Source organism: Pseudomonas sp. SDO5532_S415 (assembly GCF_054071155.1).
Window position 1 is genome coordinate 1 of sequence record NZ_JBSVWS010000040.1, and the last position, 26,274, is coordinate 26,274.

Annotated in this window: 27 protein-coding genes and 2 pseudogenes; 15 read left to right on the top strand and 14 right to left on the bottom strand. The window is 58.5% G+C overall.

Going from position 1 to position 26,274, the window contains the following annotated elements; genetic code table 11:
• Positions 1-114: 114 nt before the first annotated feature.
• The 3 genes from ACW9HW_RS12255 (at position 115) to ACW9HW_RS12265 (ending at position 4,472) form a co-directional block, all read left to right on the top strand.
• A complete protein-coding gene (locus ACW9HW_RS12255) occupies positions 115-1,131 on the top strand; it encodes a class I SAM-dependent rRNA methyltransferase (protein ID WP_457400040.1) in 1,017 nt (338 codons plus the stop codon).
• 93 nt (positions 1,132-1,224) lie between these two features.
• Positions 1,225-4,176, top strand: coding sequence for a DUF748 domain-containing protein (locus tag ACW9HW_RS12260; protein WP_095196575.1), 2,952 nt, complete (start codon positions 1,225-1,227; stop codon positions 4,174-4,176).
• On the top strand, positions 4,176-4,472 hold the full coding sequence (locus ACW9HW_RS12265) for a DUF2845 domain-containing protein (RefSeq protein WP_095196576.1): 297 nt from the start codon (positions 4,176-4,178) through the stop codon (positions 4,470-4,472). Before ACW9HW_RS12260 ends, ACW9HW_RS12265 begins: the two co-directional genes overlap by 1 nt.
• A gap of 270 nt (positions 4,473-4,742) precedes the next feature.
• On the opposite strand, the gene ACW9HW_RS12270 is transcribed toward ACW9HW_RS12265, so the two are convergent.
• Together ACW9HW_RS12270 and ACW9HW_RS12275 are read right to left on the bottom strand one after the other, a co-directional pair.
• Positions 4,743-5,099 (bottom strand): BON domain-containing protein, encoded by a 357-nt coding sequence (locus ACW9HW_RS12270; protein ID WP_095196577.1) that lies wholly within the window; start codon positions 5,097-5,099, stop codon positions 4,743-4,745.
• A gap of 309 nt (positions 5,100-5,408) precedes the next feature.
• Positions 5,409-5,828: a pilin gene (locus tag ACW9HW_RS12275; protein WP_457400042.1), complete on the bottom strand. Its 420-nt coding sequence runs from the start codon at positions 5,826-5,828 to the stop codon at positions 5,409-5,411.
• Between the two features lie 317 nt (positions 5,829-6,145).
• On the opposite strand from ACW9HW_RS12275, the pseudogene ACW9HW_RS12280 reads away from it, so the two are divergent.
• The 6 genes and pseudogenes from ACW9HW_RS12280 to ACW9HW_RS12305 all read left to right on the top strand — a co-directional run.
• Positions 6,146-6,286 (top strand): annotated as a pseudogene (locus ACW9HW_RS12280) (hypothetical protein); the annotation flags it as partial.
• A 2-nt stretch (positions 6,287-6,288) separates the two neighbouring features.
• Positions 6,289-7,506: a type II secretion system F family protein gene (locus ACW9HW_RS12285; protein WP_457400045.1), complete on the top strand. Its 1,218-nt coding sequence runs from the start codon at positions 6,289-6,291 to the stop codon at positions 7,504-7,506.
• 1 nt (position 7,507) lies between these two features.
• On the top strand, positions 7,508-8,380 hold the full coding sequence (locus ACW9HW_RS12290; RefSeq protein ID WP_457400047.1) for a prepilin peptidase: 873 nt from the start codon (positions 7,508-7,510) through the stop codon (positions 8,378-8,380).
• Entirely contained in the window at positions 8,377-9,000 is a 624-nt protein-coding gene (gene coaE, locus ACW9HW_RS12295) for a dephospho-CoA kinase (RefSeq protein WP_095196582.1), read from the top strand. The genes ACW9HW_RS12290 and coaE overlap by 4 nt, the downstream gene beginning before the upstream one ends.
• Positions 8,997-9,197, top strand: coding sequence for a DNA gyrase inhibitor YacG (yacG, locus tag ACW9HW_RS12300; RefSeq protein ID WP_060543361.1), 201 nt, complete (start codon positions 8,997-8,999; stop codon positions 9,195-9,197). The genes coaE and yacG overlap by 4 nt, the downstream gene beginning before the upstream one ends.
• Before the next feature lie 223 nt (positions 9,198-9,420).
• Complete coding sequence (locus ACW9HW_RS12305; protein ID WP_095196583.1) at positions 9,421-9,975, top strand: hypothetical protein; 555 nt, start codon at positions 9,421-9,423, stop codon at positions 9,973-9,975.
• A gap of 31 nt (positions 9,976-10,006) precedes the next feature.
• Here the strand turns inward: ACW9HW_RS12305 and ACW9HW_RS12310 are convergent, their stop codons facing one another.
• The 5 genes from ACW9HW_RS12310 to ACW9HW_RS12330 are packed head-to-tail and all read right to left on the bottom strand — an operon-like array spanning position 10,007 to position 15,064.
• Positions 10,007-10,345 (bottom strand): cytochrome C oxidase subunit IV family protein, encoded by a 339-nt coding sequence (locus ACW9HW_RS12310; protein WP_457400060.1) that lies wholly within the window; start codon positions 10,343-10,345, stop codon positions 10,007-10,009.
• Positions 10,346-10,358: 13 nt separating this feature from the next.
• Positions 10,359-11,072 carry a heme-copper oxidase subunit III family protein gene (locus ACW9HW_RS12315; RefSeq protein WP_095196584.1) on the bottom strand — a complete coding sequence of 238 codons (714 nt, stop codon included), beginning with the start codon at positions 11,070-11,072 and terminating at the stop codon, positions 10,359-10,361.
• A gap of 6 nt (positions 11,073-11,078) precedes the next feature.
• Positions 11,079-11,771 (bottom strand): cytochrome c oxidase subunit 3, encoded by a 693-nt coding sequence (locus ACW9HW_RS12320; RefSeq protein ID WP_095196585.1) that lies wholly within the window; start codon positions 11,769-11,771, stop codon positions 11,079-11,081.
• Positions 11,768-13,543 (bottom strand): cytochrome c oxidase subunit I, encoded by a 1,776-nt coding sequence (ctaD, locus tag ACW9HW_RS12325; protein ID WP_095196586.1) that lies wholly within the window; start codon positions 13,541-13,543, stop codon positions 11,768-11,770. The genes ACW9HW_RS12320 and ctaD overlap by 4 nt, the downstream gene beginning before the upstream one ends.
• Before the next feature lie 42 nt (positions 13,544-13,585).
• Positions 13,586-15,064: a cytochrome c oxidase subunit II gene (locus ACW9HW_RS12330; protein WP_095196587.1), complete on the bottom strand. Its 1,479-nt coding sequence runs from the start codon at positions 15,062-15,064 to the stop codon at positions 13,586-13,588.
• A 178-nt stretch (positions 15,065-15,242) separates the two neighbouring features.
• Between ACW9HW_RS12330 and ACW9HW_RS12335 the strand changes: the two genes are divergently transcribed.
• Positions 15,243-15,584, top strand: a complete 342-nt coding sequence (locus ACW9HW_RS12335; RefSeq protein WP_095196588.1) for a hypothetical protein — start codon at positions 15,243-15,245, stop codon at positions 15,582-15,584.
• 19 nt (positions 15,585-15,603) lie between these two features.
• On the opposite strand, the gene ACW9HW_RS12340 is transcribed toward ACW9HW_RS12335, so the two are convergent.
• Both ACW9HW_RS12340 and ACW9HW_RS12345 read right to left on the bottom strand, forming a co-directional pair.
• Complete coding sequence (locus ACW9HW_RS12340; RefSeq protein WP_095196589.1) at positions 15,604-16,293, bottom strand: energy-coupling factor ABC transporter permease; 690 nt, start codon at positions 16,291-16,293, stop codon at positions 15,604-15,606.
• A 75-nt stretch (positions 16,294-16,368) separates the two neighbouring features.
• Positions 16,369-17,301 (bottom strand): LysR family transcriptional regulator, encoded by a 933-nt coding sequence (locus ACW9HW_RS12345; protein ID WP_457400051.1) that lies wholly within the window; start codon positions 17,299-17,301, stop codon positions 16,369-16,371.
• A 120-nt stretch (positions 17,302-17,421) separates the two neighbouring features.
• On the opposite strand from ACW9HW_RS12345, the gene ACW9HW_RS12350 reads away from it, so the two are divergent.
• Positions 17,422-17,664, top strand: a complete 243-nt coding sequence (locus ACW9HW_RS12350; protein ID WP_095196591.1) for a DUF2790 domain-containing protein — start codon at positions 17,422-17,424, stop codon at positions 17,662-17,664.
• Between the two features lie 8 nt (positions 17,665-17,672).
• Here the strand turns inward: ACW9HW_RS12350 and ACW9HW_RS12355 are convergent, their stop codons facing one another.
• The 3 genes from ACW9HW_RS12355 to ACW9HW_RS12365 are packed head-to-tail and all read right to left on the bottom strand — an operon-like array spanning position 17,673 to position 21,543.
• On the bottom strand, positions 17,673-18,941 hold the full coding sequence (locus ACW9HW_RS12355; protein WP_457400053.1) for an OprD family porin: 1,269 nt from the start codon (positions 18,939-18,941) through the stop codon (positions 17,673-17,675).
• A gap of 17 nt (positions 18,942-18,958) precedes the next feature.
• The gene (locus ACW9HW_RS12360) at positions 18,959-20,179 is read right to left on the bottom strand and encodes a benzoate/H(+) symporter BenE family transporter (protein ID WP_095196593.1); all 1,221 of its coding nucleotides are present in this window, start codon (positions 20,177-20,179) and stop codon (positions 18,959-18,961) included.
• A complete protein-coding gene (locus tag ACW9HW_RS12365; RefSeq protein WP_095196594.1) occupies positions 20,176-21,543 on the bottom strand; it encodes an aromatic acid/H+ symport family MFS transporter in 1,368 nt (455 codons plus the stop codon). Before ACW9HW_RS12365 ends, ACW9HW_RS12360 begins: the two co-directional genes overlap by 4 nt.
• A gap of 241 nt (positions 21,544-21,784) precedes the next feature.
• Here ACW9HW_RS12365 and ACW9HW_RS12370 point away from each other — a divergent pair, with 241 nt between their 5' ends.
• Genes ACW9HW_RS12370 through ACW9HW_RS12385 form a run of 4 tightly spaced genes read left to right on the top strand, consistent with a single transcriptional unit; the run spans position 21,785 to position 24,519 of the window.
• The gene (locus tag ACW9HW_RS12370; protein WP_007970534.1) at positions 21,785-22,411 is read left to right on the top strand and encodes a DUF1780 domain-containing protein; all 627 of its coding nucleotides are present in this window, start codon (positions 21,785-21,787) and stop codon (positions 22,409-22,411) included.
• Positions 22,408-22,935, top strand: coding sequence for an MOSC domain-containing protein (locus ACW9HW_RS12375; RefSeq protein WP_095196595.1), 528 nt, complete (start codon positions 22,408-22,410; stop codon positions 22,933-22,935). Before ACW9HW_RS12370 ends, ACW9HW_RS12375 begins: the two co-directional genes overlap by 4 nt.
• 51 nt (positions 22,936-22,986) lie before the next feature.
• Positions 22,987-23,160 (top strand): DUF3094 domain-containing protein, encoded by a 174-nt coding sequence (locus tag ACW9HW_RS12380; RefSeq protein WP_095196596.1) that lies wholly within the window; start codon positions 22,987-22,989, stop codon positions 23,158-23,160.
• A gap of 60 nt (positions 23,161-23,220) precedes the next feature.
• Complete coding sequence (locus ACW9HW_RS12385; RefSeq protein ID WP_095196597.1) at positions 23,221-24,519, top strand: NAD(P)/FAD-dependent oxidoreductase; 1,299 nt, start codon at positions 23,221-23,223, stop codon at positions 24,517-24,519.
• A 120-nt stretch (positions 24,520-24,639) separates the two neighbouring features.
• On the opposite strand, the gene ACW9HW_RS12390 is transcribed toward ACW9HW_RS12385, so the two are convergent.
• Positions 24,640-25,503, bottom strand: a complete 864-nt coding sequence (locus ACW9HW_RS12390) for a methyl-accepting chemotaxis protein (protein WP_371917550.1) — start codon at positions 25,501-25,503, stop codon at positions 24,640-24,642.
• Positions 25,498-26,265, bottom strand: a pseudogene (locus tag ACW9HW_RS12395) (MCP four helix bundle domain-containing protein); the annotation flags it as partial. The pseudogene ACW9HW_RS12395 and the gene ACW9HW_RS12390, both read right to left, overlap by 6 nt.
• Positions 26,266-26,274 lie beyond the last annotated feature (9 nt).

Consider the following 26,274-nt stretch of genomic DNA (forward strand, 5'->3'; position numbering starts at 1 on the left):
TGTGTGTCGTTCATCAAATGAGTGTGGGAGCGAGCCTGCTCGCGAAGGCAGCACCTCGGTTCAGTGCCAAGCTGTTAAACTCCCGCGCCAAATTCCTCCTGCAAGGCGCCCAGCATGTCTTCCTTGAACCAGGCGCTGCGCGCCGCCCTCGAACATCGCCAGGACCTGCTTGCCGAACTGCATGGGCAAGGCACCGATTGCTATCGCTTGTTCCATGGCAGCCAGGAAGGTGCCGGGGGGCTGACCATCGACCGCTATGGCCCGCAATTGATGGTGCAGAGTTTTCACCAGTCGCTGGAGCGCGATGCGCTGCTGCAACTGCACGAAACCATCAACCAGCACCTGGGCTTTGAAAGCCTGCTGGTTTACAACGACCGCTCCCGTGGCAATTCACGCATCGACCGTGAAGACACCGTCTACCGCGCCGAAGAAGCAGCCCTGCAAGACCTGGTCGGCCACGAATGGGGCCTCAATTACCGGGTACGCGGGCGTCACGCCGGACAGGACCCGCTACTGTTCCTCGACCTGCGCAACACCCGCGGCTGGGTCAAGGAGCACAGCAAAAACAAAAGCGTGCTCAACCTGTTCGCCTACACCTGTGGCGTCGGCCTCAGCGCCGCGGCCGGTGGCGCCCGCGAGGTGTGCAACCTGGACTTCGCCGAAGGCAACCTGGCGGTCGGTCGTGAAAACGGCCTGCTCAACCCGCAGCTGCCGACCATGGAGTTCGTCCAGTCCGACTACTTCCCCGCTATCCGCCAACTGGCCGGCCTGCCTATCAGTCAGCGTCGCGGGCAAAAGTTGCCGAGCTATCAGCGCCTGGAACAACGCCAGTACGATCTGGTGCTGCTCGATCCACCGGCCTGGGCCAAGAGCGCGTTCGGTACCGTCGACCTGCTGCGCGACTATCAGAGTCTGCTGAAACCGGCGTTGCTCACCACGGCTGAGAACGGTGTGCTGATCTGCTGCAACAATCTGGCGAAAGTCAGCATGGACGACTGGCGCGAACAGGTTTTGCGTTGCGCAGAGAAAGCCGGACGGCCGGTGCGTGAGTGGACGGTGATGAAACCGGGGGCTGATTTCCCGTCGCTGGATCAGCAACCGCCACTGAAAACCCTGATTTTGCAGCTCTGATTCATGTCAGACAAATCTGAAAAAACCTGAATCGGGCGATTGCTTCGGAACCGGAATCGCGTGCCATACTCCAAGGCACTCCGATTCAGACAGATGAAGCCACGCATGTACAAAGGATTGATCCGCGCCGTTGGCGCCCTGTTGACTGTTCTGGCCCTCTACAGCCTGTTGGGCTTTCTGATTTTGCCGGGTATCGCCTTGCGGGTAGCCAACCAGCAATTGGCCAACTACGCGACGACGCCCGCCACGATCCAGCGAATCGAACTCAACCCGTTCAGCCTCGAAGTGACCCTTTGGGGCCTGAACATCGGTGAGCCCGGCAAGGAACAGGTCGGCTTCGAACGCCTGTACGCCAACCTGCAACTCGACAGTCTCTGGACCAAGGCGCTGCACCTGACGGATATCGAGCTGGAAAAGTCCAAGACCGAGATCCTTTTCGGCAAGGACGGCAAACTCAACCTGCTCGGGTTGTTCAAGCTGCCACAGAGCGAACCGACGCCGGCCGATCCCGATGCCAAGCCCTTCCCGCTGCGCATAGACCGGATAAAATTGGCCGGCGGTGCTATTCACTTCAAGGATGATCGTCCCAGCGAACCCATCGAGTTCCTCTACGACAAACTCGACTTCGAGTTGAAGAACCTCAGCACCCTGCCCGAAGACAGCGCCGACATGACGTTGGTGGCCATCGGCCCGCATGGTGGACAGATCGACTGGACCGGTAACTTCAGCCTGATCCCGATCGCATCCGAAGGTAAGCTGAAGATCACCGACGGCAAGATGAAAGCCTTTTGGCCCTACGTGCGTGATGCCGTGCCATTGGTGCTTGAAGACGGCGTGATCAGCCTCAGCACTGATTACAAACTCAACCTGTCCAAGGAAACCGAACTGCTGCTGAGCAACGTCGCTGTCAGCGTCGCGCCCTTCGCCATCAAGGCTCCGGACGGTCGGCGATTGGCCAGGCTCGAACGACTGGACGTCAGCGAAACCACCATCGACTTGGCCAAACAGCAAGTCGTCGTCGGCAAGATCCGCAGCCAGAAGCTGGAAACCTGGGCGGCCCTGGAAGCCGATGGCCAACTCGACTGGCAGAAACTGTTTGCCAGCCAGCCATCCAAACCCGCCGCCAAAGCCAATGCCGAACCGCCGAGTACCCCGGCGTCGGCCGACTCACCAAAGCCCGAACCCGCGCCGCCCGCCAAACCCTGGCAAGTGCTGCTCAACGATGTGCAACTGCGCGATTACCGCGTGCACCTGTCAGACCGCAAGGCGCAACCCGCCGTGGAACTGGAACTGGCGCCGCTGAATCTCGACCTGCAGAAATTCGATAGCCTCAATGGCTCGCCCTTTACGCTCAAGCTCGACACTGGCGTGGGCAAACAAGGCAAGCTCATGGCTGAAGGCGAGGTCAACCTGGCTCCGGTCAGCGCCAAACTGAACGTGCAGACCAAGGACATCGACCTGCGCGTCGCCCAGTCCTATATCAACCCGTTCATCCGCCTGGAACTGCGTAGCGGCATGCTCGGCAGTGATCTGGCGGTCAACCTGAAAAGCACCGAACCGCTGGCCCTCAGCGTCACCGGACGCGCCCAGGTCGATCAGTTGCATACCCTGGACACCTTGAAAACCCGTGACTTTCTCAAGTGGCAGCAGGTGGTGGTCGAAGGTCTGAACTATCAACACGGTGACAGCCTGTCGATCGACAAGATCAACCTGATGCAGCCCTACGCACGTTTCATGATCAACGATGACCGCACCACCAACATCGATGATCTGTTGATTCCGCAACCGGCCGATACCGGTGCCAAGACCGCTGCTGCCAAACCCGCCAGTAAAGAAAAGCCGCTGGGCATCCACATCGGCGGGATCGTCATCAACGACGGCTCGGCCAACTTCGCCGACTTCAGCCTGACGCCGAACTTCGCCACCGCCGTTCAACAACTCAACGGTCAGATCGGTACCATCGACAGCCGGCAGGCAAAACCGGCCAGCGTCGACGTCAAGGGCAAGGTCGATCGCTATGCACCCGTGACCATCAAGGGTTCGGTCAACCCGTTCGACCCGATGGCCAGCCTCGACATCGCCACCAGCTTCAAACGCGTGGAGCTGACCACGCTGACACCCTACTCCGGCAAGTTCGCCGGCTACCGCATCCGCAAGGGCCGGCTGAATCTGGACCTGCACTACAAGATCACCAAGGGCCAGCTCCAGGCCGAAAACAAAGTGGTGGTCGAGCAGTTGCAACTGGGTGAAAAAGTCGACAGCCCCGACGCCGTGAGCCTGCCGCTGAAACTGGCGATTGCCTTGCTCAAGGATGTCGACGGCAAGATTTCCATCGAACTGCCGGTGTCCGGCGACTTGAACAACCCACAGTTCAGCGTCATGCCGATTGTCTGGCAAACCTTGCGCAACCTGATCGTCAAGGCGGCCGCCGCGCCGTTCAAACTCATTGGCGGACTGGTGGCCGGTGGCGGGTCGGAAGATCTGGGCAGTGTGTCGTTCGCGCCGGGCTCAAGCGAGCTGAGCAAGGACGCTGAAGCGGCCCTGGTCAAGCTGTCCCAGGCCCTCAAGGAACGCCCGGCCCTGCGCCTGGAAATCGAAGGCACCGCGGCCAAGAGCAGCGACGGCCCGCTGATTGCCGAGCAACGCCTGGAGCGGGAGTATCAGTACAACTACTACAAAATGCTCCAGCGGCGCGGTGAAAAGGTACCGGCGAGAGCTGCTTTGCTGGAAGTGCCTGACAGCGAGAAAGGTCCGCTGCTGGAAGGGATCTACCGCACACGTCTGAAAACCCAGCCGCCTGCCGAATGGAAAGACCTGGGCAAAGAAGAACGCACCGCGAAGATGCGCGAGGGCGTGATCCAGTTCTGGAGTTCCAGCGAAGTGCTGTTGCGTGAGTTGGGCCAGGAACGCGCCAGCAGCATCAAGGATTATCTGGTCGACAAGGGTCAACTGGCCGATGACCGCGTGTACTTCATCGATGCCCAATTAGGCGAAGCGGAAAAGGACGGCAAGGTCGTTACGCCCATGCATCTGGACGCCGAATGATGGGCAAGCGGCTACTGCTCGCATTGACGTTGGCGTTGACGGCGAACCAGGCCTTGGCGGCGGATACTTTGCGCTGCGGCAGCCAATTGATCAGTGTCGGCGACCGGTCGAGCGAGGTACTGCACAAATGTGGCGAACCCGTCAGCCGCGATCTGCTGGGTTACAAGCGCAGCGCCGATCGACGGGAAGAGTTTCAGGTCGAGGAATGGACTTACGGGCCGAACGGCGGGATGTATCAGTACTTGCGGTTCGAGGGGAATCGGTTGGTGCAGATCACCAGCAAACGCGGTAACTGAAAACACCATAAAACACTGTGGGAGCGAGCCTGCTCGCGAAAAGGGACTGACATTCAACACATATGTTGGCTGACAGACCGCTTTCGCGAGCAGGCTCGCTCCCACAGTTGTTTTGCATACCCCCGCAATAGAACAGGCCCCGACACGAATGCCGGGGCCTGTAATGGCCACATCCTTATGGCCGTTCGCATGAACTCCTCAAGATGCGACAGACGTATATCTCGGCCCGCCTGCCGCGCCTTCTCCCAGTCCAGGCGAGAAGCCTTGCCCTTACTCGGCTTTCAGGCCGTCAGCGGAAACCGCCTTGACGCCTTTGATGTTCTTGGCGATTTTCACCGCAACGTCTTTCTGGCTATCCGTGACTGCGGTAGTGGAAGACAGGGACACAACGCCTTTGTTGGTTTCCACTTTGATATCGGTACCCGGAATGCCTTTTTCGGTAACCAGGTCTGCTTTGACTTTGGTAGTGATCCAGGTATCGGAAACATCCTCTTTCGCTTCAGTGACTTCACCGGCGGCCAGCATCATGGGTGCCTGAGTCGCCTGAGTGGACTGTGCAAATGCTGCGTTAGCCATGGTCAGGGTCAGCGCGGTTGCAGTAGCGGCAGCGATAGCGAACTTCTTCATACGAGTAACTCCTGTTTTTCTGGAAAGTCTGCTGGATGTCTTTTCAGCAGGGTTACCAGAGATATTGCGAACGCTGTGCCAACCTTGAGACACACAACAATTCTTTATAAATCAAGTAGTTAGCAACCAGTTCTTTTTTCGGAATCATGCAATTTGCATGACCCGGCCATTCTCTACATGCAAGTTGCGGGTTTTTGATAAGGCCTAAGGCCATGAATTGTCGGGAGTTTTCCTCAGCACTCGGAACTTACAGGCGGCGAACAAAAAATACCCCGCGCGAGGCGGGGTACCAGGCAACCGGATGAGGAATCAGACCTTAGGGGCAATGCCTTCGCAGCCTTTAGGCGCGAACTCCTGGTCGACGGTAGTGGCGCATGTCCAGCCCGTCACCGCACGCGTCAAGGTAATGGTTTTGTTCAGCACCGGACCGGGTGCATTCAGGATTGTGCAACCAATTGTGCCCGTTCCATCAGCGGCGTTACCCGACGCTGTCGTTGTGCAGTTGGAGGTTGTCGCGGTACCGCCGACTTTCGTCAGATCAGGATCGGTTCCTTGATTCATCAGATCCTCAAACGGAACCTTCAACGCCGAAATTTCCGCCAGCCCCGCCGTCACCTTCGCCCGCGCCTGGTACTTGGAATAAGCCGGGATCGCAAACGTCGCCAGAATCCCGATGATCGCCACCACGATCAGCAGCTCGATCAGGGTAAAACCTTTTTGAATGTTCATTGACAGCCTCCGTGCATGAGTCGAAATCTCATGATCTGAATCTGTCGCAGCACAGCCCATGCCAAGCGCCGCATGCCCTGTTGGCGGGACGCAAGACCGCCACAACCCCTCCTCCAACCCCCAGCATCCGCACTATCTGACACTTTTTGTCACCTCACCGGCGCTGGTTTGGTTCCATCGCTTGACTAGGCTATAAGTCATTCAACTGTCTTGGTCCGGTCGTCCAACGAATGACATCGCCCTCAGCGGCCTGGCCAAGCAATGGGTCCTGGCCGGGCTGCTCACTGGCACAAGCGCGCAACAGGCATCTCAACAAGCCCGAGGAACGCATCGGCACATTCACGATCTATGAGCCGGTCGGCTGCGAACATTGCAACGACCGGCGCACCGCAGGCTTGCTCAAAGCCATGCAAGGCATCACCAGCCTTGAAGAAATCAACCAGGTCACCAAGGACTGAACATGGCGGTCAAAGCAGCAAAAATCAGTGTGTACGCCTGGGAAGGCACTGACCGTAAAGGCACGAAGGTCACCGGCGAGTTGAGCGGTCAAAATCCGGCGTTGATCAAGGCGCAGTTACGCAAGCAAGGCATCAACCCCGGCAAGGTGCGCAAGAAAACCACTTCGCTGTTCAACCTGGGCAAGCGTATCAAGGCCCTGGACATTGCCCTGTTCACGCGCCAGATGGCGACCATGATGAAAGCCGGCGTGCCGTTGTTGCAGTCGTTCGACATCATCGCCGAAGGCTTCGATAACCCGGCCATGCGCACCCTGGTGGATGAGTTGAAACAGGAAGTCGCGGCAGGCAACAGCTTCGCCGCCGCCCTGCGTAAAAAGCCCCGGTATTTCGATGAGCTGTACTGCAATCTGGTGGATGCCGGGGAGCAGGCCGGCGCCCTGGATACCCTGCTGGAGCGGGTGGCGACCTACAAGGAAAAGAGCGAAAGCCTCAAGGCCAAGATCAGGAAAGCCATGACCTACCCGCTGGTGGTCGTGTTCGTCGCAATCATCGTGACCGGGATTCTGCTGGTCAATGTGGTGCCGCAGTTCCAGTCGGTGTTCGAAGGGTTTGGTGCCCAATTGCCCGCGTTCACCGTGATGGTCATTGGCCTGTCGCGGTTCATGCAGGACGGGTGGTGGATGATGCTAGGCGGGCTGATCGTGGCAATCTTCGCGTTTCGCCACGCCTTCAAGACCTCGCAAGGCTTTCGCGATCGAACAGATGCCTGGCTGCTGAAGGTGCCGCTGGTGGGGACCTTGATGTACAAGTCCGCCGTGGCCCGTTTCGCCCGCACCCTGTCGACCACCTTCGCCGCCGGCGTCCCCTTGGTGGAAGCCCTTGAGTCGGTGGCCGGCGCCACTGGCAATATCGTGTTCAAGCGTGCGGTGCTGCGCATCAGGCAAGACATTTCGATGGGCATGCAGTTGAATTTTTCCATGCGCACTTCCGGTGTTTTTCCAAACATGGCCATTCAGATGACCGCCATTGGCGAAGAGTCCGGCGCGCTGGACGACATGCTGGACAAGGTCGCGGGCTTTTACGAGGACGAGGTGGACAATATGGTCGATAACCTCACCAGCCTGATGGAACCGTTCATCATGGTGGTATTGGGTGTTATCGTCGGCGGACTGGTGGTCGCGATGTACCTGCCCATCTTCCAACTCGGCGCAGCGATCTGACATGCCCTTGAACGAAATCCTGACCCACTTCCCGCTAGCCTTCGTCGTGATCGCCGGTCTGGTGGGGTTGCTGGTCGGCAGTTTTCTCAACGTGGTGATCTGGCGCCTGCCAAAAATGCTCGAGCGCGAATGGCGCGAGCAAGCCCACGAGATCCTCGGCCTGCCCGGCGAAACACCACTGCCCACCTACAATCTGCTGCTGCCCCACTCTCAGTGCCCATCTTGTGGCCACCGGATACGTGCCTGGGAAAACATCCCGCTGCTCAGTTACGTGTTTCTGCGGGGGCGCTGCTCAGCCTGTGCGACACCGATCAGCAAACGCTATCCGCTGACCGAACTGGCCTGTGGTCTGTTGTCGGGGTTCATTGCCTGGCACTTCGGTTTCGGCTGGCAAGCGTGCATGGCGCTGCTGTTGACCTGGGGCCTGCTGGCCATGAGCCTGATCGACGCCGAACATCAATTGCTGCCGGATGTATTGGTGTTGCCGTTGATGTGGCTGGGACTGATCGTCAACAGTCTCGGTTTGTTCGTACCGCTGCATGACGCGTTGTGGGGTGCCATTGCCGGCTACCTGGCGCTGTGGTCGGTGTTCTGGCTGTTCAAGTTGCTCACCGGCAAGGACGGCATGGGCCATGGCGACTTCAAGCTGCTGGCGATGTTTGGCGCCTGGGGCGGTTGGCAGATTCTGCCGCTGACCATCCTGCTGTCTTCCCTGGTGGGGGCCGTTATCGGCGTGATCTACCTGCGCCTGCGCCAGGCAAAAACCTCGACACCGATCCCCTTCGGCCCTTATCTGGCGATTGCCGGCTGGATTGCCTTGCTCTGGGGTGGTCAAATAACCGACCTCTATTGGCAGTTTGTCGGTTTGAAATGAATACCCCTGTGGAAAAACCCTGGATTCTCGGCCTGACCGGCGGCATCGGCAGCGGCAAAAGTGCGGCGGCCCAACACTTCATCGACCTCGGTGTGCATGTGGTCGACGCCGATCATGCCGCGCGCTGGGTGGTGGAGCCAGGCCGGCCGGCGCTGGCGAAGATCGCCGAACACTTCGGCCCCGGCGTGTTGCAGGCTGACGGACAACTGGATCGCGCGGCCCTGCGCAAACTGATCTTTGAAGTGCCGGATGAACGCCGCTGGCTGGAAGCCTTGCTGCATCCGCTGATCGCCGAGGAAATCGCTCATCATCTGGCGCTGGCAAAATCACCTTACGCGATTCTGGTTTCGCCGCTGCTGATCGAATCAGGCCAGTACGCCATGACCCAACGGGTGCTGGTGATCGATGCCCCCGAACAGCTACAGATCGAACGCACCCTGCAACGTGACCAGACCAGCGAACAGCAGGTCCAGGCGATCCTCAAGGCCCAGTCCAGTCGCCAGGATCGCGTGAGCCATGCCAACGAGGTGGTGGTCAACGACCGCGACCTCGCCTGGCTACACAGCGAGGTCGAACGCCTGCATCACTTTTACCTTACTTTGCGTGGAGGCCAGTCATGAGCCAGATCCCAACCGTCGAATGCCCGACCTGCGGCGCCCCTGTCGAGTGGAGCCCCGAAAGCAAATTCCGGCCGTTCTGTTCCGACCGTTGCAAACTGATTGACCTGGGCGCCTGGGCATCGGAAGAGCACAAGATTCCCGTAGCCCCGGATGCCGAGGATGAATTGTTCAGCGGCGATTTCGACCCGCGTCACTGATCCCGATCGTCAGGGACGTAACTACGCCGCCAATCAACGAGAGGTGCCAGGCTCGTTGATCTTGACACCCAATAATCAGCATGCTAGCGGGTGCTATACTTCTTTCGGGTTGCATGAAGAGTGCAACAGTCCCTGCGGGTTCCAATACCGACGGTAAATCTCAGTTAACGGCTGCTGGACAGAGGAGGTCTACAGCAAAAAAAAACGAGATGGGAGGTGTGGCATGAACCGACACTATTACATCAGTGACAATCTTGACGATCTTGAGTCCGTTGAAAATGAACTGGAAGCCAACGGCATCAATTCCGAACAAATTCATGTGCTCAGTGAACAAGTCGCGGAGGTTGAAGAACATCACCTCCACGAGGTCAACTCGTTGATGAAACAAGATGTCGTTCACTCTGGAGAGATTGGTGCGGTGATCGGTGTGCCACTCGCGGCGCTGGTCCTTGGCGGCGCCTATTGGCTGGGCTGGCACGAGTCTGCGGCAGGCTGGGTACCTTTTATCTTCCTGGCCGTTGTTGTGCTGGGGTTCTGCATCTGGGAAGGCGGATTCTTTGGTATCCAGGTGCCGAATGCGCACTTTCGCAACTTTAAACAGTTGGTTGAAACGGGCAAGCATGTTTTCTTCGTGGATGTCGAGCCAAGCCAGGAGTCGGTATTGGAACGGGTCATCGAGCAGCATCCAAAGCTGACGGGCGCAGGCACGGGAACAGCAGCCCCCCACTGGACAGTCGCCTGGCTGCACAGATGGCATCAGTTCAAGCGAACGATATAACGCCCATTCACACAAAGTAGCGTCCGGAGGCTCAAGGCCCTCCGGAAGTTACTGATTGGCCGAAGAAAATGACCCTGCTGAGGAAAACATAGTCCGCCTCGGTGGCCATCAGTCCAACGAGTACCAGCAAACACAAAGGTGGCACCAATATGGCGTAGACCAAGGCCAATCGTTCCCATGCCATATGCATGAAGATAGAGACAATCAGACCTGCCTTTAGCAACATGAAAATAATAATCAGGGACCACCTGAGGTAGCCATGGAAGTGGAAGTAGTCGACAAGATACGACAGCGTGCTGAGGACAAATAACAGCCCCCAGATTTTAAGGTACAAGCCGATTGGATGTTGCTGACCTTGAGCATGCACCATCATCCGTGCTCCTCTACCACAAATAGAAGAAAGCAAAAATAAACACCCAGACCAAATCCACGAAGTGCCAGTAAAGCCCGGCTATCTCAACGTTCTGATAGTTGCCGGAGCGCTCATAATCTCCCCGCCATACTTTCATCGCCACGATACTGAGGTAGAGCGCGCCGATTGATACATGCAATCCGTGGAAACCGGTAATCATGAAAAAACTGGCACCAAACTGCGCCGCCCCCATGGGGTTCCCCCAGGGGCGCACCCCTTCGGCGATGAGCTTGCTCCATTCAAAGGCCTGCATGCCGACGAAGGTCACACCCAGGGCAGCGGTCGCCAGCATCAGGGCAGTGGTTCGCGCGCGATCACGGCGATAGGCGAAATTGACGGCCATGGCCATCGTGCCGCTGCTGCTGATCAGCACAAAGGTCATGATGGCGATCAGAATGAGCGGAATTGATTGACCGCCGATCGTCAGTGCAAAGACTTCACTGGGGTTCGGCCAGAGATCCGTGATGGTCATGCGCACCGACATGTAGCCGGTTAAAAAGCAGGTGAAGATAAACGTATCGCTGAGCAGGAATATCCACATCATCGCCTTGCCCCAGGACACCTGCTTGAAAGCGTCTTTGTCCGAGGACCAGTCGCTGGCGATGCCCTGCCATCCGGGGGCAGGCAGTGAACCTGGTGGATTGGATGAGCCGGAATCAGCCGGGGCTTGTGGGTGCGATGCCATGGTTTTTCACCTCAGGCCGCAGAGTCTGGCGATGGCTTCATAGGTTTCTGGCGTGCTGGTCAGTAGCGCGAATAGCACGAACCAGAGACCCAACAAGTAGTGCCAATAGATGGCACAGAGCTCTACGCTGGCGCTCAGTTGCTGCAACGGTACGCGGCGCAGGAATTTGACGACGGTTCTGCCCCAAGCGATCAACCCACCCAGCAGATGGAGCCCATGCAGGCCGGTCAACAGGTAGAAGAAACTGTTGGCCGGATTGCCGGCGACAAAGTAGCCCCAGGCGGCAAACTGCTGCCATACCCAGAATTGTCCCAACAGAAAGGCAATGGCAAACACGCCCCCCAATCCAAAGCCGATGACAGTTGCGCCCAATCGAGCCTGCCGGACGGCCATGCGCGACCACTGCAGCGCAACACAACTGAACACTAGAAAAACCGAGTTCAGCCAGAGTTGCCATGGATTGGCCAACGGCGCCAAGGGTTCTGTCAGGGGCAGCCAGTCGACCATTTGTGAGCGGGCGATAAAGGCAATCAGGAAGAGAAAGAATAACGAACTCACCACCGCCAGAAACAAACGCAGACCTGTTTTTGCGATCTGCCGTCTCCTGGCATCGTCGTCGGCCTGAAGACCTTCAGGGTCATGATTCCAACTGCCGCCGGGGTCAGCGCCGTCGGCGTTTCTCAAAAGCAGCCTGTTCATGTTTTAACGTCCGCTTTCCTGGTGCCGGCACTGAGTTGGCGAAGTTGCTCCAACTCCTCGGCGGAGACCGTTTGCGGAACGAAATCCTGTTCTATCCCCGGCACACTGTAGTCATAGGCCCAGCGATGCACGACGGGCAGCTTCTCTCCCCAGTTACCATGTTTCGGCGGTGTGTCCGGCGTTTGCCACTCCAGACTGGCCGCGCCCCAGGGATTACTGCCCGCGGGTTTGCCTTTGAATACGCTCCAGGCCAGGTTGAACACGAACAGCAACTGGGAAACGCCGACGATCAATGCGACCACCGTGATGAAGGCATTCAAATCTTGCGCCGATTGCGGAATGAACGCGTAGTTTTCAAAGGCGTAATACCTTCGCGGCATGCCCTGGAAACCCAGATAGTGCATGGGGAAGAAGATGGCGTAAGTGCCCAGAAAGGTTATCCAGAAATGCAACTTGCCCAGGATGTCGTTGGTCATGCGACCGGTGACTTTCGGGAACCAATGATAAATACCGCCAAACACCACCAATACCGGCGCAACCCCCATGACCATATGGAAGTGGGCGACGACGAAATAGGTGTCCGAGAGCGGAATATCCACAATCACATTGCCGAGAAACAATCCGGTCAGGCCACCCACCAGGAAAGTGACGATGAAGGCCAGGGCAAACAGCATCGGCACGGTCAGATGAATGTCCCCCCGCCACAGGGTCAGTACCCAGTTGTAGACTTTCAGCGCAGTCGGCACAGCGATGATCAAAGTGGTAACGGCAAAGAAAAAGCCGAAGTACGGGTTCATTCCGCTGACATACATGTGGTGCGCCCAAACCACAAAGCTGAGTACGCCAATCGCAATAATGGCCCACACCATCATCCGGTAGCCGAAGATATTTTTACGCGCATGGGTGCTGATCAGGTCGGAGACCAGACCGAACGCGGGGAGCGCAACGATGTAAACCTCCGGGTGGCCGAAGAACCAGAACAGATGCTGGAACAATATCGGGCTGCCCCCCTGGTGATCGAGCTGTTGCCCCAGCGAGATCATCGCCGGCATGAAGAAACTGGTACCCAACAGTTTGTCGAACAGCATCATGACCGCACTGACAAACAACGCCGGGAAAGCCAGCAAGGCCATGATCGAGGCCATGAAGATGCCCCATACGGAGAGCGGCATGCGAAACAATGTCATGCCGTGCGTACGCGCCTGCAACACCGTGGTGACGTAGTTCAAACCACCCATGGTGGCCGCGACAATGAAAATCGCCAGAGAGACGAGCATCAGCACGATGCCCCACTCGACCCCCGGTGTCCCCCGGGTAATGGACTGTGGCGGATAGAGCGTCCAGCCCGAACCGGTGGGGCCGCCAGGAACAAAAAAACTGGCAAGCAACACCACTACCGCCAGCAGGTAGAACCAATAACTCAGCATGTTGACGTAGGGGAAGACCATGTCCCGGGCGCCCACCATCAACGGAATCAGGTAGTTACCGAAGCCCCCCAGAAACAACGCCGTCAGCAAGTAGATGACCATGATCATGCCGTGCATGGTCATCGCCTGATAGTAAGCACTGGCATCCATGAACGCCAAACTGCCGGGGAAGCCAATCTGCATGCGCATCAAGCCGGACAACACCACGGCGATAAGCCCCACGAACAAAGCCGTCAAGGAATACTGGATGGCGATGACCTTGTGGTCCTGACTCCAGATGTATTTGGTCAGGAAACTCTTGGGTTCGTGCAGTGCTTCTGTTTCGGCTTGCTCCGCATAGGCCATCACGTCATCTCCTGTCGAAGTTTCGGTGTATTGCCGGCTGCTTTACGGTTGCTTCCCTGTTTCCGCCTTGCTCGCATCAGCGTCGGCATTGGCTTTGGATTTGATAAAAGCGATCAGGGCGTCCAACTCCTTATCGCTCGGCGTCATGGCCGGCATGACGGCTGCAAAGCCCTTGACGACTTTGGCAGCGGGATTAAGAACCGAATCTTTTATGTAGCCCTCATCGGCCTTTATGCCCGTACCGTCGGCAAGGGTGACGGTCGAGCCATACAGGCCCTGCCATGTGGGGCCGATACTCTTGCTGCCATCGACACTGTGGCAAGCCAGGCAGCCCAGCGACTGGGCCAACTGTTGTCCCTGCGCCACCGGGTCCGCACCTGAACCCGAAGCCGCGCCGGCAGGCACTTCGGCGTCTTGCGGTGCATCGCTCAATGATTTGATCAAGGCAACGAGGGCACCCAGTTCATCGTCATTGAGAGTATAGGCCACCATGACCGGCGGGTAGCCCTGCACCAGACGGGCCTGCGGAGCGAGGATCGACTCTTTCAGGTACGCCTCGTCGACCAACACACTCGTGCCATCGGCGAGTTGTTCCTGACGGCCATACAGGCCCTTCCATCCCGGGCCGAGACGGGTGCTGCCATCCTGGCTATGGCAGGCACCACAGCCGTATTGTTCGGCCAACTGGCGACCTTTTTCCACCAGGCTGTCGCGACTGGGCCTGGCAGCTGTGGTTAATGTCTGCGCAAAGGTCGGTTGACTGCTCAGCCATTGATCGAAGGCCCCCTGCTCTTCCACGATCATCTGGCCGCGCATGTTGTAATGGCCTACACCACAAAACTCGGCACAAAGGACTTCATACTTTCCGGTTTTAGTTGGCGTAAACCAGAAATACGACACCATCCCTGGCACCATATCCATCTTGCTGCGAATTTGCGGTATATAAAAGTTGTGCAACACATCTTTGGAACGCAGTAAAACTTTTACCGGTCGATCCAGCGGAAGTCGAACTTCATTATTTTTTATAAGTACATCGTCCTGCCCGGCAGGGTCCTTGGGATCGACACCGAGTGGATTGGCGAAATCAACAAACCTGATATCCGATTTCCCCAACTTCCCGTCCTGGCCGGGAAAACGAAAAGCCCACTGCCACTGCTGGGCGACCACTTCAAGTTCATAGGCCTCTTTCGGCACCCGGATGAAATCGTTGTAAACAACCAGGCCCGGCGCCAACATCGCGGCAATACCTATCGAGGTCACTACAATCAGCCAGAACTCCAATTTTTTACTTTCTGGCTGGTAGTGTGCCCTGGCGCCTTCCTTGTGACGGTAACGCATCACGGCGACCGCCATGAATACCGTAATGGCGATGAAAAATATTCCGCTAATGATCAGGGTAATAAACAGTGTGGTGTCTATTGATCCCCAGTTGGAAGCGGGTGGTGCTGCATGCCAGGGCGCTAGTACATGAAAGAGTACTGAGGCAATAACGATTAGAATCAAGATAATTGCCATCGCCATTTTTTCTTCATCCTATTCCTGTTGCTCATTGGTAATGCGTGAGCATCGCCACTGGCGTCCAAGCAAGGCAGACAGCCACCCGTAGTGGCAAAGTCAGTGAAAAGTATAGGTCGGCAAGCGAGACCCGGTTGGTGGCTATACTCAATGGCAGGCCAGCATCCCCGATGGAGGTACTGTCATGAGTAACCTGACGCTAGAAGGCAGGTGCAAACCCAACCCCAACCAACCATCCGTCCCAATAGGCGAGATCCATTTTTACGTCGACGGCCCCCTCCATCTACGCCTGGAGGAAGCTGAAGAACGCCTGCAGAAGACCCCTGAGCTAAAGGAGGTCATGGTCGATGTCGACATGGTCACCTTGAACCTGGTCTTGCCGGAGGGTTACGGCCCCTTGTCCGACTGCCAAATGCGCGTTTATCTGCACTACGAGCGCGGTCAGTTCCATCTGGTCGGACACCGAGCCAGTGATGGCAGCTTGATCTACTCCAACGTGGTTTTGATTGATCAGCTGATTGATTGAATCGGGGACTTGAGTGGGCTCAAGACTCGGGATCGTCGTCCTTCCAGGGCGCCGACAGATAACGCGTGCGATTGAAGGTCTCGAGCCACTCCGGGCAGAACACCACCAGCGCGCTGACCACCATGCCGTTGATGAATGCCTCCGGAAAAACGAGCAACCACAGATAGCCGATGAAGTCTTCGAGCCAGTAGGGCATGGCAAAACGTTCGTCGTACCACAACACCGTGAGCGATAGCACCAGGCACAGCAACGCCGAAAGGGCCGCGGCAAAGAAGCCGGAACAGAAGATGTACACGAAGAGATTGCGTGGTTGCGCGCGCTCCACCGCGATGGCACAGCACTCGGTAACCAGCACCGGTAGCAGAATCAACAGCGCGCCATTCACGCCCATCGCCACCAGGTCCTGACGACCCAGCAGCACCAGTCCGGTTTGAGCCACCAATCCGCCGACGATTGCCAGCGGCCAGTCGAGCAACAGCGTCACCGCGGTCATGCCGATGAAGTGATAGGACACGCCGGTATCGAAATCCCGTCGCACCAGCCAAAGCGCGAACAGCGCGAACACCGTGCCGAACAGCAAATGCTGGCGACGGCTGTCGCTGAACAACTCGACCCACGAAACCCGCGCAACGGCCCAGATCAGCACCGGCACATAGATCAACCACCCCACCGTGAGGGTTTCGGGTGACAGCAACTCGGCGCCGATCATGGCGGGGCACACTCCCTTGTCTTGCCGAAGAGAACAGGCCCCCAGTCTACACCGCCCTTTACCCGCCCTTCGACCTCAAGCCCAATGCCGCGGATCGTTCGTCACCGCTTCATGCTCGGCGAACAACCTGGGTAACTCGGCCTTGAGGAAATCCACCCACGTGCGGACTTTGGCATCGAGAAAGCGTCGCGACGGATACAGCGCATACACATTGCGCTGACGAGGCCGATAGTCCGGCAGCAAGCGCAACAAGGTGCCGTCACTCAAGGGACGTGTGGCGGTGTAAAACGGAATCAGGCTGATGCCCATACCAGCCTCTGAAGCCTTGACCATCGACTCGGCGACATTGCACTGAAAAGTCCTGGCCGGGCTGATGGCATGCTCGCCCTCCTCGTCCTGAAACACCCACTGATCGCTGTACAACGGATCGAGCATGCGCAAGCACTGATGGTCGCTCAGCGCCAGCGGATGGTCCGGCACACCCCGACGTTGCAGGTATTGCGGGGAAGCACAGGGCACGCTGTAAAACTGCCCGACGGCCTGGGCGACCAATTGCGAATCGGCCAGTTCGTGGGCAGTCGAAATCACCACGTCGTGCCCTTCCTCCAACGGATCGGGATTGCGCTGCGACAGGGTCAGTTCGATCACCACATCGGGGTAAAGCTCGCTGTAACGGGCAATCAGCGGTGTGATCAGTACCCCGAGGCCGTTCATGCTGTGCACCCGCAACCGGCCGCTTGGCTTGAGATGGGCACCGCGAGCCTCGGCGGTCGCCTCCTCCATTTCTTCGAGTATCAGCCGACTGCGCAGCAGGAATCGCTCGCCGGCCTCGGTCAGGCTCAAGCGCCGTGTGGTGCGTTGCAGCAGCCGGGCTTGCACATGCTGCTCCAGATCCGCGACCAGACGGGACACTTGCGCTGTGGATAACTCCAGCGCATCGGCGGCGGCGGTGAAACTTGCGCAGTCCACCACTCGGACGAACACGCGCAAGCTGTTAAGCAAATCCATAAGCCTCCCTCGGGCGGTGACTGTTACGTTTCATGTAAGGCTGTATCAGGCGTTCACCCCTTTATCCACGGGTGGCAAAGACTAGACTTTACCCATCGAATCCACATGGAGCACGCCAAAATGAAAACAGTGATCAGCCTGTTTCTGACCCTTGTCGCCACCTCGGCCATGGCCGCAGACAACGAACCCCTCACGGTCTTGTATAACCCCGCGCAACCGCTGGACATTGCCAAGGTGGTTTCCGTGTCGGATACCGCGACCGCGTGCGGGGTCGTGCCGGCGACCATGGTGTATGTCGATCATCAGGGCCAGACCCATCGCGTGACCTACGAGGTCATGGGCGACTGCACGAGCAACCTGTGATCAATGGCTCATAGCAACGTCCAGGTGTAACTCAGGATCAGCCGGTTTTCATCGATATCACTGCGGTAGTTGGAACGAGCCATCGCATTACGCACACGGATACCAAGGCCTTTGAGGCTGCCGCTCTGCAGCACGTAGCCGATATCCAGGTCACGCTCTCGATCCTTGCCCTCATAGCCTTGCCCGGTGTCGACATTGTTGCCGGTGATGTAGCGCACGGTGCTGGTCAAGCCAGGCACGCCGAGCGCCGCAAAGTCGTAGTCGTAACGCACCTGCCAGGAGCGCTCGTCGGTATAGGCGAACTCGTAGGTCGGCACTTCGTTGCCCAGTGGCGAGATGTTGGCAAAGACTCGCGGGAACGCGCTGTCGCCGAACATGCCCTGATAGCCGACATAAAATGTGTGACCGCCGCGCTTGGCCGACAAAAGCGAGAAGAACGCCTGATTGTCGATATTGCCCAGCAGTTTTTTGCCGTCTTCGCGTGAATCGTAATAACCGAGGTTGGCGCCCAGGATCCAGTCGCCCATCGGCTGGCTGTGCTTGAAGCCCAGGAAACGTTGGTTGTAGATGTCTTCCAGTTGCCCGTACGAGGCGCTGACCGTACTGCGTTTATCGTTGAAGGCGTAATCGGCCCCGGCAAAATTGAAGCCGTCACTGCTGACCTGACGCTGCGGCACATGGCCGAGCATGGCTTGCATCTTTTCGTCACCCGCTTCGTTGCGCAGGCTGGTTGTATTCAAACGACCGGCCTGCAACGTCAGGCCATTGATCTCATTGGAAGTGAGACTGGCGCCCTGATAACTCGGCGGCAGCAGGCGAATATCGCTGAACACCAGCACGGGCAGGTTGGGTTGCAACTCCCCCACTTTCAGCTCGGTCTTGGAGTAACGCATCTTCAATGCGCCTTCCAGACGGCTGTAGTCATCCGCCGCGCGCCCATCATCCTGCACCGGCAATAAACCGGTATTGACCCGATCCGGACTGCTGTCGAGCTTGAGCCCGAGCAGGCCGATCACGTCCACGCCAACACCGACGGGACCCTGGGTATAACCCGATTTGACGTTGAGAATGAAACCCTGCGCCCACTCTTCGGCCTTCGATTGCTGGTTGGCGCCGACGATGTCGGAAAAGTCCCGGCTGAAGTAGTAATTGCGTGCTTGCAAGGTGGCCGTGGTGTCTTCGATGAAGCCGCCCTCGGCGGCCGTCACACCGGTGGAGAAACTCGAGACGAGCGCCATGGACAACACTGAACCGGTTGCTGGAACAATCTGTTTCATAGTTTTTTCTCTTATTTTTATTGATCGACAGGTAGAGGTGTTTTGGCCGCAGCGCTTTCACTGCGAGGGACAGGACGACGAGCGCTTAAAAACAGGTGCGTGACCATGCCGAAAATCAGTCCCCAGAAAGCTGCGGACAAACCCAGCAGCGACATGCCCGACGCCGTAGTGAGAAAGGTCACCAACGCAGCTTCCCGGTCGCTCGGCACGGCCATCGCGCCGGCCATGGCCCCGGCAATCGCGGCGAACAGCGCCAGCCCGGCCAGGGCCGCGATCAGTTCCTTGGGAAACGCCGAAAACAGTGAAACCAGGGTGGCGCCGAAGATCCCCAGCACCAGGTAACACAGTCCACCCACGACCCCGGCCACATAGCGTTTGTCGGGATCCTCGTGGGCCTCGCGCCCCGTACAAATGGCCGCGGTAATCGCCGCCAGGTTCAGCCCGTGACAACCGAAGGGCGCCAACAGCGCTGTGCCCAGTGCGCTGCCGGCGATGATCGGGCCGGCCGGCGTCGCGTAGCCGCTGGCGCGCAACACCGCCATGCCCGGAACGAACTGGCCGGTCAATGCCACCATCACCAGCGGCAAAGCGATGTTCAGCGTCGCGCTCAGGCTGAACGCCGGCGTAATCCACACCGGCGTGGCCAAACCGATCACCAGCGCTTCGCGGTGCAGATCGCCGGCGAGAAAAGCCATCGAGCAGCCGACCAGCAATACCATCACCACCGCATAACGCGGCATCAGCCGTTTGCCGATCAGGTAGGTGGCAAACATCGCCAGTACCAGCAACGGCTTGCCTTGCAACGAGACAAACAACCCCGTACCGAAGCTGAACAGAATCCCCGCCAGCATCGCCGCCGCAATAGCCGGGGGCAGTTTGCCGATGATCCGGTCAAACGCACCCGACACCCCGACCAGGAAAATGATCAGGCTGCTGACCAGATAGGCGCCCACGGCTTCCGGCATGGAGATCCCCGGCAACAACGCCACCAGCAACGCCGAGCCCGGAGCCGACCACGCGATGATCACAGGCACGCGGTAGCGCAGGCTCAACCCGATGCCGAGCAAGGCGCTGCCGATGGAAATCGCCCAGACCCACGACGACAGCACCTCCCGCGACAGCTGTGCAGCCTCGGCAGCCTGAAAAATGATCACCAACGGGCCTGCATAGGAAATCACCGTGGCAATGAATCCGGCGACTGCGGCAGACAGGGAAAAGTCCCGTAAAAACATGTTCATGAGGCCTCGCCGACAGCCCCGTCAGGCGATCCGGCCTGAGCGCCCGATAGCGGCTGTCGGGCACTGCGCCGACTGCTGAGCGCGAACACCGTCATGGCGATAGCTGCAATCGCACCGGGCAAGGCAAACGCCATGAAATTCAGTTGCAGCGGCAGGCTGATCCCGAGCAAGGCACCGCCAAGCAACGGACCGACGATCGCGCCGTTGCGCCCGATACCCGAGGCCCAGCCCAGACCGGTGGATCGAATGGTCATGGAATAGAACTGCGCAGCGCAGGCGTACAGCAGAATCTGCGAGCCGATGGTAGTGGCGCCGGCAATGGCGATCAGCACGTACAACACCGGCATCGGGCTGTTGAAGCCCAGCAATGTGATCGAAACGGCCGCCAGGGCGAAGAACACCGACAGCACGCGCGGCAAATTGAGCTTGTCACCCAGTACGCCACCACCGACTGCACCGAAGATCGCGCCGAAGTTCAATACCAGCAGGAACGACAGGCTCGAGCCCAGGCTATACCCGGCGTTGGCCATCAGTTTCGGCAGCCAGGAACTCAAGGCGTAGACCATCAACAGGCAGCAGAAAAATGCCAGCCACAGCATCAGTGTGCGCAATGCGCGCCCCTCACGGAACAACTGCAACACGGGGGTGCCGGTGCCCTTCACTTCGCTCATATGCAGTTGATCATTGGTCTGTGCGACGTAGGACGGGTCAACGCGCTGGAGAATGCTGCGCGCGTCGTCATTGCGCCCCTGGCGCAGCATGAAACCCACGGATTCGGGCAGGAAGTACATGATCAGCGGCAACAACACTAGCGGCAGCACCGCCACGTAAAACACTGACTGCCAACCGAAACTGGGGATCAATACGATGCCCAGCCCTGCCGAGAGCATGCCGCCCACCGAATAGCCGCTGAACATGATCGCCACCAGCGTGCTGCGGATTTTCTTCGGCGCGTATTCATTCATCAGCGCCACAACGTTGGGCATCACGCCGCCTATGCCCAGGCCGGCAATGAAGCGGCAAATACCGAACTCAGTGGGGTTTCTGGCGAAACCGTTGAGCACGGTGAAACCGCTGAAGAGGATCACGCAGATCGTGATGGCTTTCTTGCGGCCGATCCTGTCCGACAGCGGGCCGAAGAACAGTGCACCGAACATCATCCCGAACAGTGCATAGCTGCCCAGTGCGCCGGCTTGCAGGGGACTGAGCCCCCACTCCTTCATCAACATCGGCAACACAACGCCGTAGATCACCAGATCGTAACCGTCGAAGATGATGATCAGGGCACACCAGAACAGCACCATCCAGTGGAAGCGGTTGAATCGAGCGTTGTCGATAACCTCATGTACGTCGATTTTGCGCATGGCATTGATCTCTTGTTGTTGTTTTTTCAGAGCGTCGGCAATACGGCTGACGTCCGTACAGCCGATGGTAGAGGCGCCAGGAGCAGGTCAATATCCGCAAAGCGCAGATCGCTATCCGTTTTGTGCAACGGCGAAATCAGGTGTTGGGAGCGGGGACGCAGCGTGCGTGTCGCACAAGAATTTGCACCTGCGCGATAAACTGTCTTCTTTGCGATCGCATTTGAACGCTAAGCTTGGGCCTATGGATGACTCAGATTACTTACGCCTGCTGACCATCGCGGCCGAGCAGGCCAACGCTTTCCTGTCCAATGCCCGCAAATGGGAGCGTGAGCGTTGGGTGTGCCAGCGCCTGCTGCAAGGCTTGAACATTCCTTATCGCGCCGACGAGTTTGCCCCGGCCGGGGAGCCGCCGGACGTGTTGTTTCGCGATGCCAGTTTCGAGGTGTTTTTCGTCCTCGACGAAGGTCGACGCCTCAACGACGAATGGCGCGATGAATTGCAACGCCGGCGCAGCGCGTTTTCCCTCAGCCAATTGGTACGGCGCGAAGCCAAGCCCCGGCGTATCCCGGCCAACGAGTTTCTGTTGCGACTGGCGCCGACCCTGCGCAAAAAAGCGCATAACTACAAGGAACGCGGCATGGACCTGGGGGAACTGGACATCATCGCCTTCGCCAGCCTCAAGCGCGAAGTGCTGGACCTCAACAGCCATTTCCCTCCGCCCACCGAATACTTGCGCCAGGGCTGGCGTTCGCTGTCGCTGGTGGGGCCGACCTTCGCCCGCGTGCTGTTCGCACATCCGGATGCACCGGACTTCCTGCGCAGCAACCTGGGGCGCAGCATCGTGTTCGATGTCGGGATCAGCCTGTGAGTCCACTGCAGGAACTGATTGCCGAAGTGCCACAACAGGGCCGCGTTCGCTGGATAGGTGTACGCCCGCAATCACGCTCGTCAATGATCGAACTCGATGCCGTGGAAGCGCGGCTGGAGGCTGGCCTGACCGGCGATCACGCCCGACCCGGCGTGCGCAACGCACGACAAGTCACGCTGATTCAGTGGGAACATCTGGCGGTGATCAGTTCGCTGATGGGGCGCCCCGCCGATCAACCGGTCAAGCCTGAAGATTTGCGGCGCAATCTCGTTATCAGTGGGATCAATTTATTCAGCCTCAAGGGTCGGCGCTTTCGCATTGGCCAGGCGATTTTCGAAACCACCGGCTGGTGCCAGCCGTGCGCACGACTGGAAAACAACCTCGGCACCGGGACGTTTCAAGCAATGCGTGGCCATGGCGGAATCACAGCCCGGGTGTTACAAAGTGGCATCATTCGCCTGGACGATACAGTGAGCGTCGAGCCGATTCCGGACACCGGCTATGCTCCGTTCATCGTTCGTTAAATCAGTCTGTAGCTTCTAAACATTCAGCAACGTCTACCTGACGAGGCCTTTATGACCAGCCGCCTGAACCCCGACGACCAGAAGCATGTCGAAGAGTACCTGCAACTGTCCCAGCACCGTGTCGAGCGCCGGCCCTTCCGGCCGTGGATGCTCCTGGTGCTGGTGTTGGCAGTGACCATTGGTTTGGGCCTGTTGAGCCGATTTATCAGTTACCTGGCGCTATGAGCCGCGTTGCGCTCGCGAGGGTAGCTGCACAGATTTCTTTTAGCCTTGCGAGATATCCCCATGACTCATCGTATTGTCATCGTTGGCGGCGGCGCCGGCGGTCTGGAGTTGGCTACCCGTCTGGGTAAGACTCTGGGCAAGCGCGGCACGGCCAGTGTGATGCTGGTCGACGCGAACCTGACCCACATCTGGAAACCTTTGTTGCACGAAGTGGCAGCCGGGTCCCTGAACTCCTCCGAAGACGAACTCAACTATGTTGCCCAGGCAAAATGGAACCACTTCGAGTTCCAGTTGGGGCGCATGAGCGGGCTCGATCGGGCACAGAAAAGAATCCAGCTGGCCGCCACCTATGATGAAGCCGGCCTGGAACTGGTGCCGGCGCGGGAAGTGCCTTACGACTCGCTGGTGATTTCCGTGGGCAGCACCACCAACGATTTCGGCACCCAGGGCGCAGCACAACATTGCCTGTTCCTCGACACCCGCAAACAGGCTGAGCGTTTCCATCAACAGTTGCTCAATCACTACCTGCGCGCCCACGCCGGACAAACCGACAAGGTCGAGCAGATCAGCGTCGCCATCGTCGGCGCCGGTGCCACCGGGGTCGAGCTGGCCGCCGAACTGCACAACGCCGCCCATGAACTGGCGGCCTATGGCCTGGACCGGATCAAACCGGAAAACATGCACATTACCCTGATCGAAGCCGGACCACGGGTGCTGCCGGCGCTGCCGGAACGCATCGGCGGACCTGTGCATAAAACCCTGGAGAAGCTCGGGGTCAACGTCATGACCAACGCGGCGGTCAGCGAAGTGACGGCCGATGCCTTGATCACCGCCGATGGCAAAGTGATCAACGCCAGCCTGAAAGTCTGGGCGGCAGGGATTCGCGCACCGGGCTTCCTCAAAGACATCGATGGCCTGGAAACCAACCGCATCAACCAGCTGCAAGTGCTGCCGACGCTGCAAACCACCCGCGACGAGAACATCTTCGCCTTCGGTGACTGCGCGGCCTGCCCGCAACCGGGCAGCGACCGCAATGTGCCGCCACGCGCCCAGGCGGCGCATCAACAGGCGTCGTTGCTGGCCAAATCGTTGAAGCTGCGGATCGAAGGCAAGGCATTGCCGGAGTACAAGTACACCGACTACGGCTCGCTGATCTCGCTGTCGCGTTTTTCCGCTGTGGGTAACTTGATGGGAAACCTCACGGGCAGCGTGATGCTTGAAGGTTGGCTGGCGCGGATGTTTTACGTGTCGCTGTACCGTATGCACCAGATGGCGCTGTATGGGCCGTTCCGCACGGCGATGCTGATGCTGGGCAGCAAGATCGGGCGTGGCACCGAACCGCGGCTCAAACTTCACTGATACAAAAAACCTTGTGGGAGCGAGCCTGCTCGCGAAAGCGGTACTTCAGACGACATTGATGTCGACTGGGCTGGCGCCTTCGCGAGCAGGCTCGCTCCCACATTTGTTCATCTGTCGAATTTAAACCCGAAACCGCCGCACCATCCCCTGCAGTGCATTGGCCAGTTGCGACAGCTCATGGCTCGATGCACTGGTCTGATCGGCCCCGGTGGCGGACCGTACAGACAGATCGCGAATGTTCACCAGGTTACGATCGACCTCCCGCGCCACTTGCGCCTGTTCTTCGGCCGCGCTGGCGATCACCAGATTTCTCTCATGAATCTCATGCACGGAAGCCGTGATAGTTTGCAGGGCCTCGCCTGCGCGCTCGGCCAGGACCAACGTGTTGGCGGCACGGGATGCACTGGCGTTCATGGCATCGAGGGCCTGGCTCGAACCGTTGCGCATGCCTTGCACCATTTGCTCGATTTCCTGGGTCGATTGCTGTGTGCGATAAGCCAAGGCACGCACCTCGTCAGCCACCACCGCGAAACCCCGACCGCTCTCCCCGGCTCGTGCCGCTTCGATGGCCGCGTTGAGCGCCAGCAAGTTGGTTTGCTCGGCGATGGCGCGAATCACATCCAGCACCTTACCGATATCCTGGGATTGATTGGCCAGCGATCGCACCAACTCTCCGGTACTTTGCACGTCATGGGCCAGTGAACTGATGGCACTGGCCGTTTCGCTGACCCGCTCCTGCCCCAGATGGGCCGACTCGCTGGACTGGCGGGTGGCGTCGGAGGTGGATACGGCATTGCGCGCGACCTCCTCCACAGCGCTGGTCATTTCATTGACCGCCGTGGCCGCCTGCTCAATTTCGTTGTTCTGTTGTTGCAGGCTCTGGTTGCTATCGAGGGTGACGGCGTTCAACTCATCAGCTGCCGTAGCCAATTGCGTGGCGGAACCGCTGATACCCTGCAAGGTTTCCCGCAGGTTGCACTGCATAGCCGCCAATGCCTTGAGCAAGCGGCTGACTTCGTCATTGCCATGGGTTTCGATCGGGCGCGTCAGGTCACCCTGAGCCACGTGTTCTGCGGCAATCACCGCCTCACTGAGCGGACGCACGATGCTGCGGGTCAATAGCATGGCCAGGGCAACCGTCGCCAAGGCGGCGAGGGCGATAAACAGGCTGACTATCGTGCGCGACGTTTCGTAATGCGCTTTGGATTTCTCGCTCTCGGCCGCGACTTGCTGAGTAAACAGTTGCGCCAGGTCACTGAGTTGCTTGCCAGACCCATCGACCACGGTTTTCATGTCCACCAGCAACAGCTTGGTCAGTTCGTCGCGACGCCCCTGCTCAGCCAAAGTGAACGATTGGGCAATGCCGGTGCGGTAGGCGGTGAAGGTATTTTTGAATTGGTCGTACAACGCCTTGCCTTCAGCCGTGGTCACCAGTTTGTCGTAAGCGGCGATTTTTTCGCTCAGCTCCTTGTCCCGGGTGTCCATCTGGCTGCGGTATTGCGCGATATTCTTCGGATCCTGATCCAGGGCCATACGAAGGGAAATGGTGCGAATGCGCAGCATGATTTCGCGAATTTCGTCACCGCCACGAATACTTGGCAGCCATTGCTTCTCCACCGCCACCTCACTCTCGCGAATGCTCGACATTTGCCCTAGGGCAAAGACCCCGAGCAGCGCCACGAGCACCGCGATCAAGGCAAAACCCAGCGCGGCACGGGGGGCAATATTCAGCTGACGAAGAAACATAACGAGCGC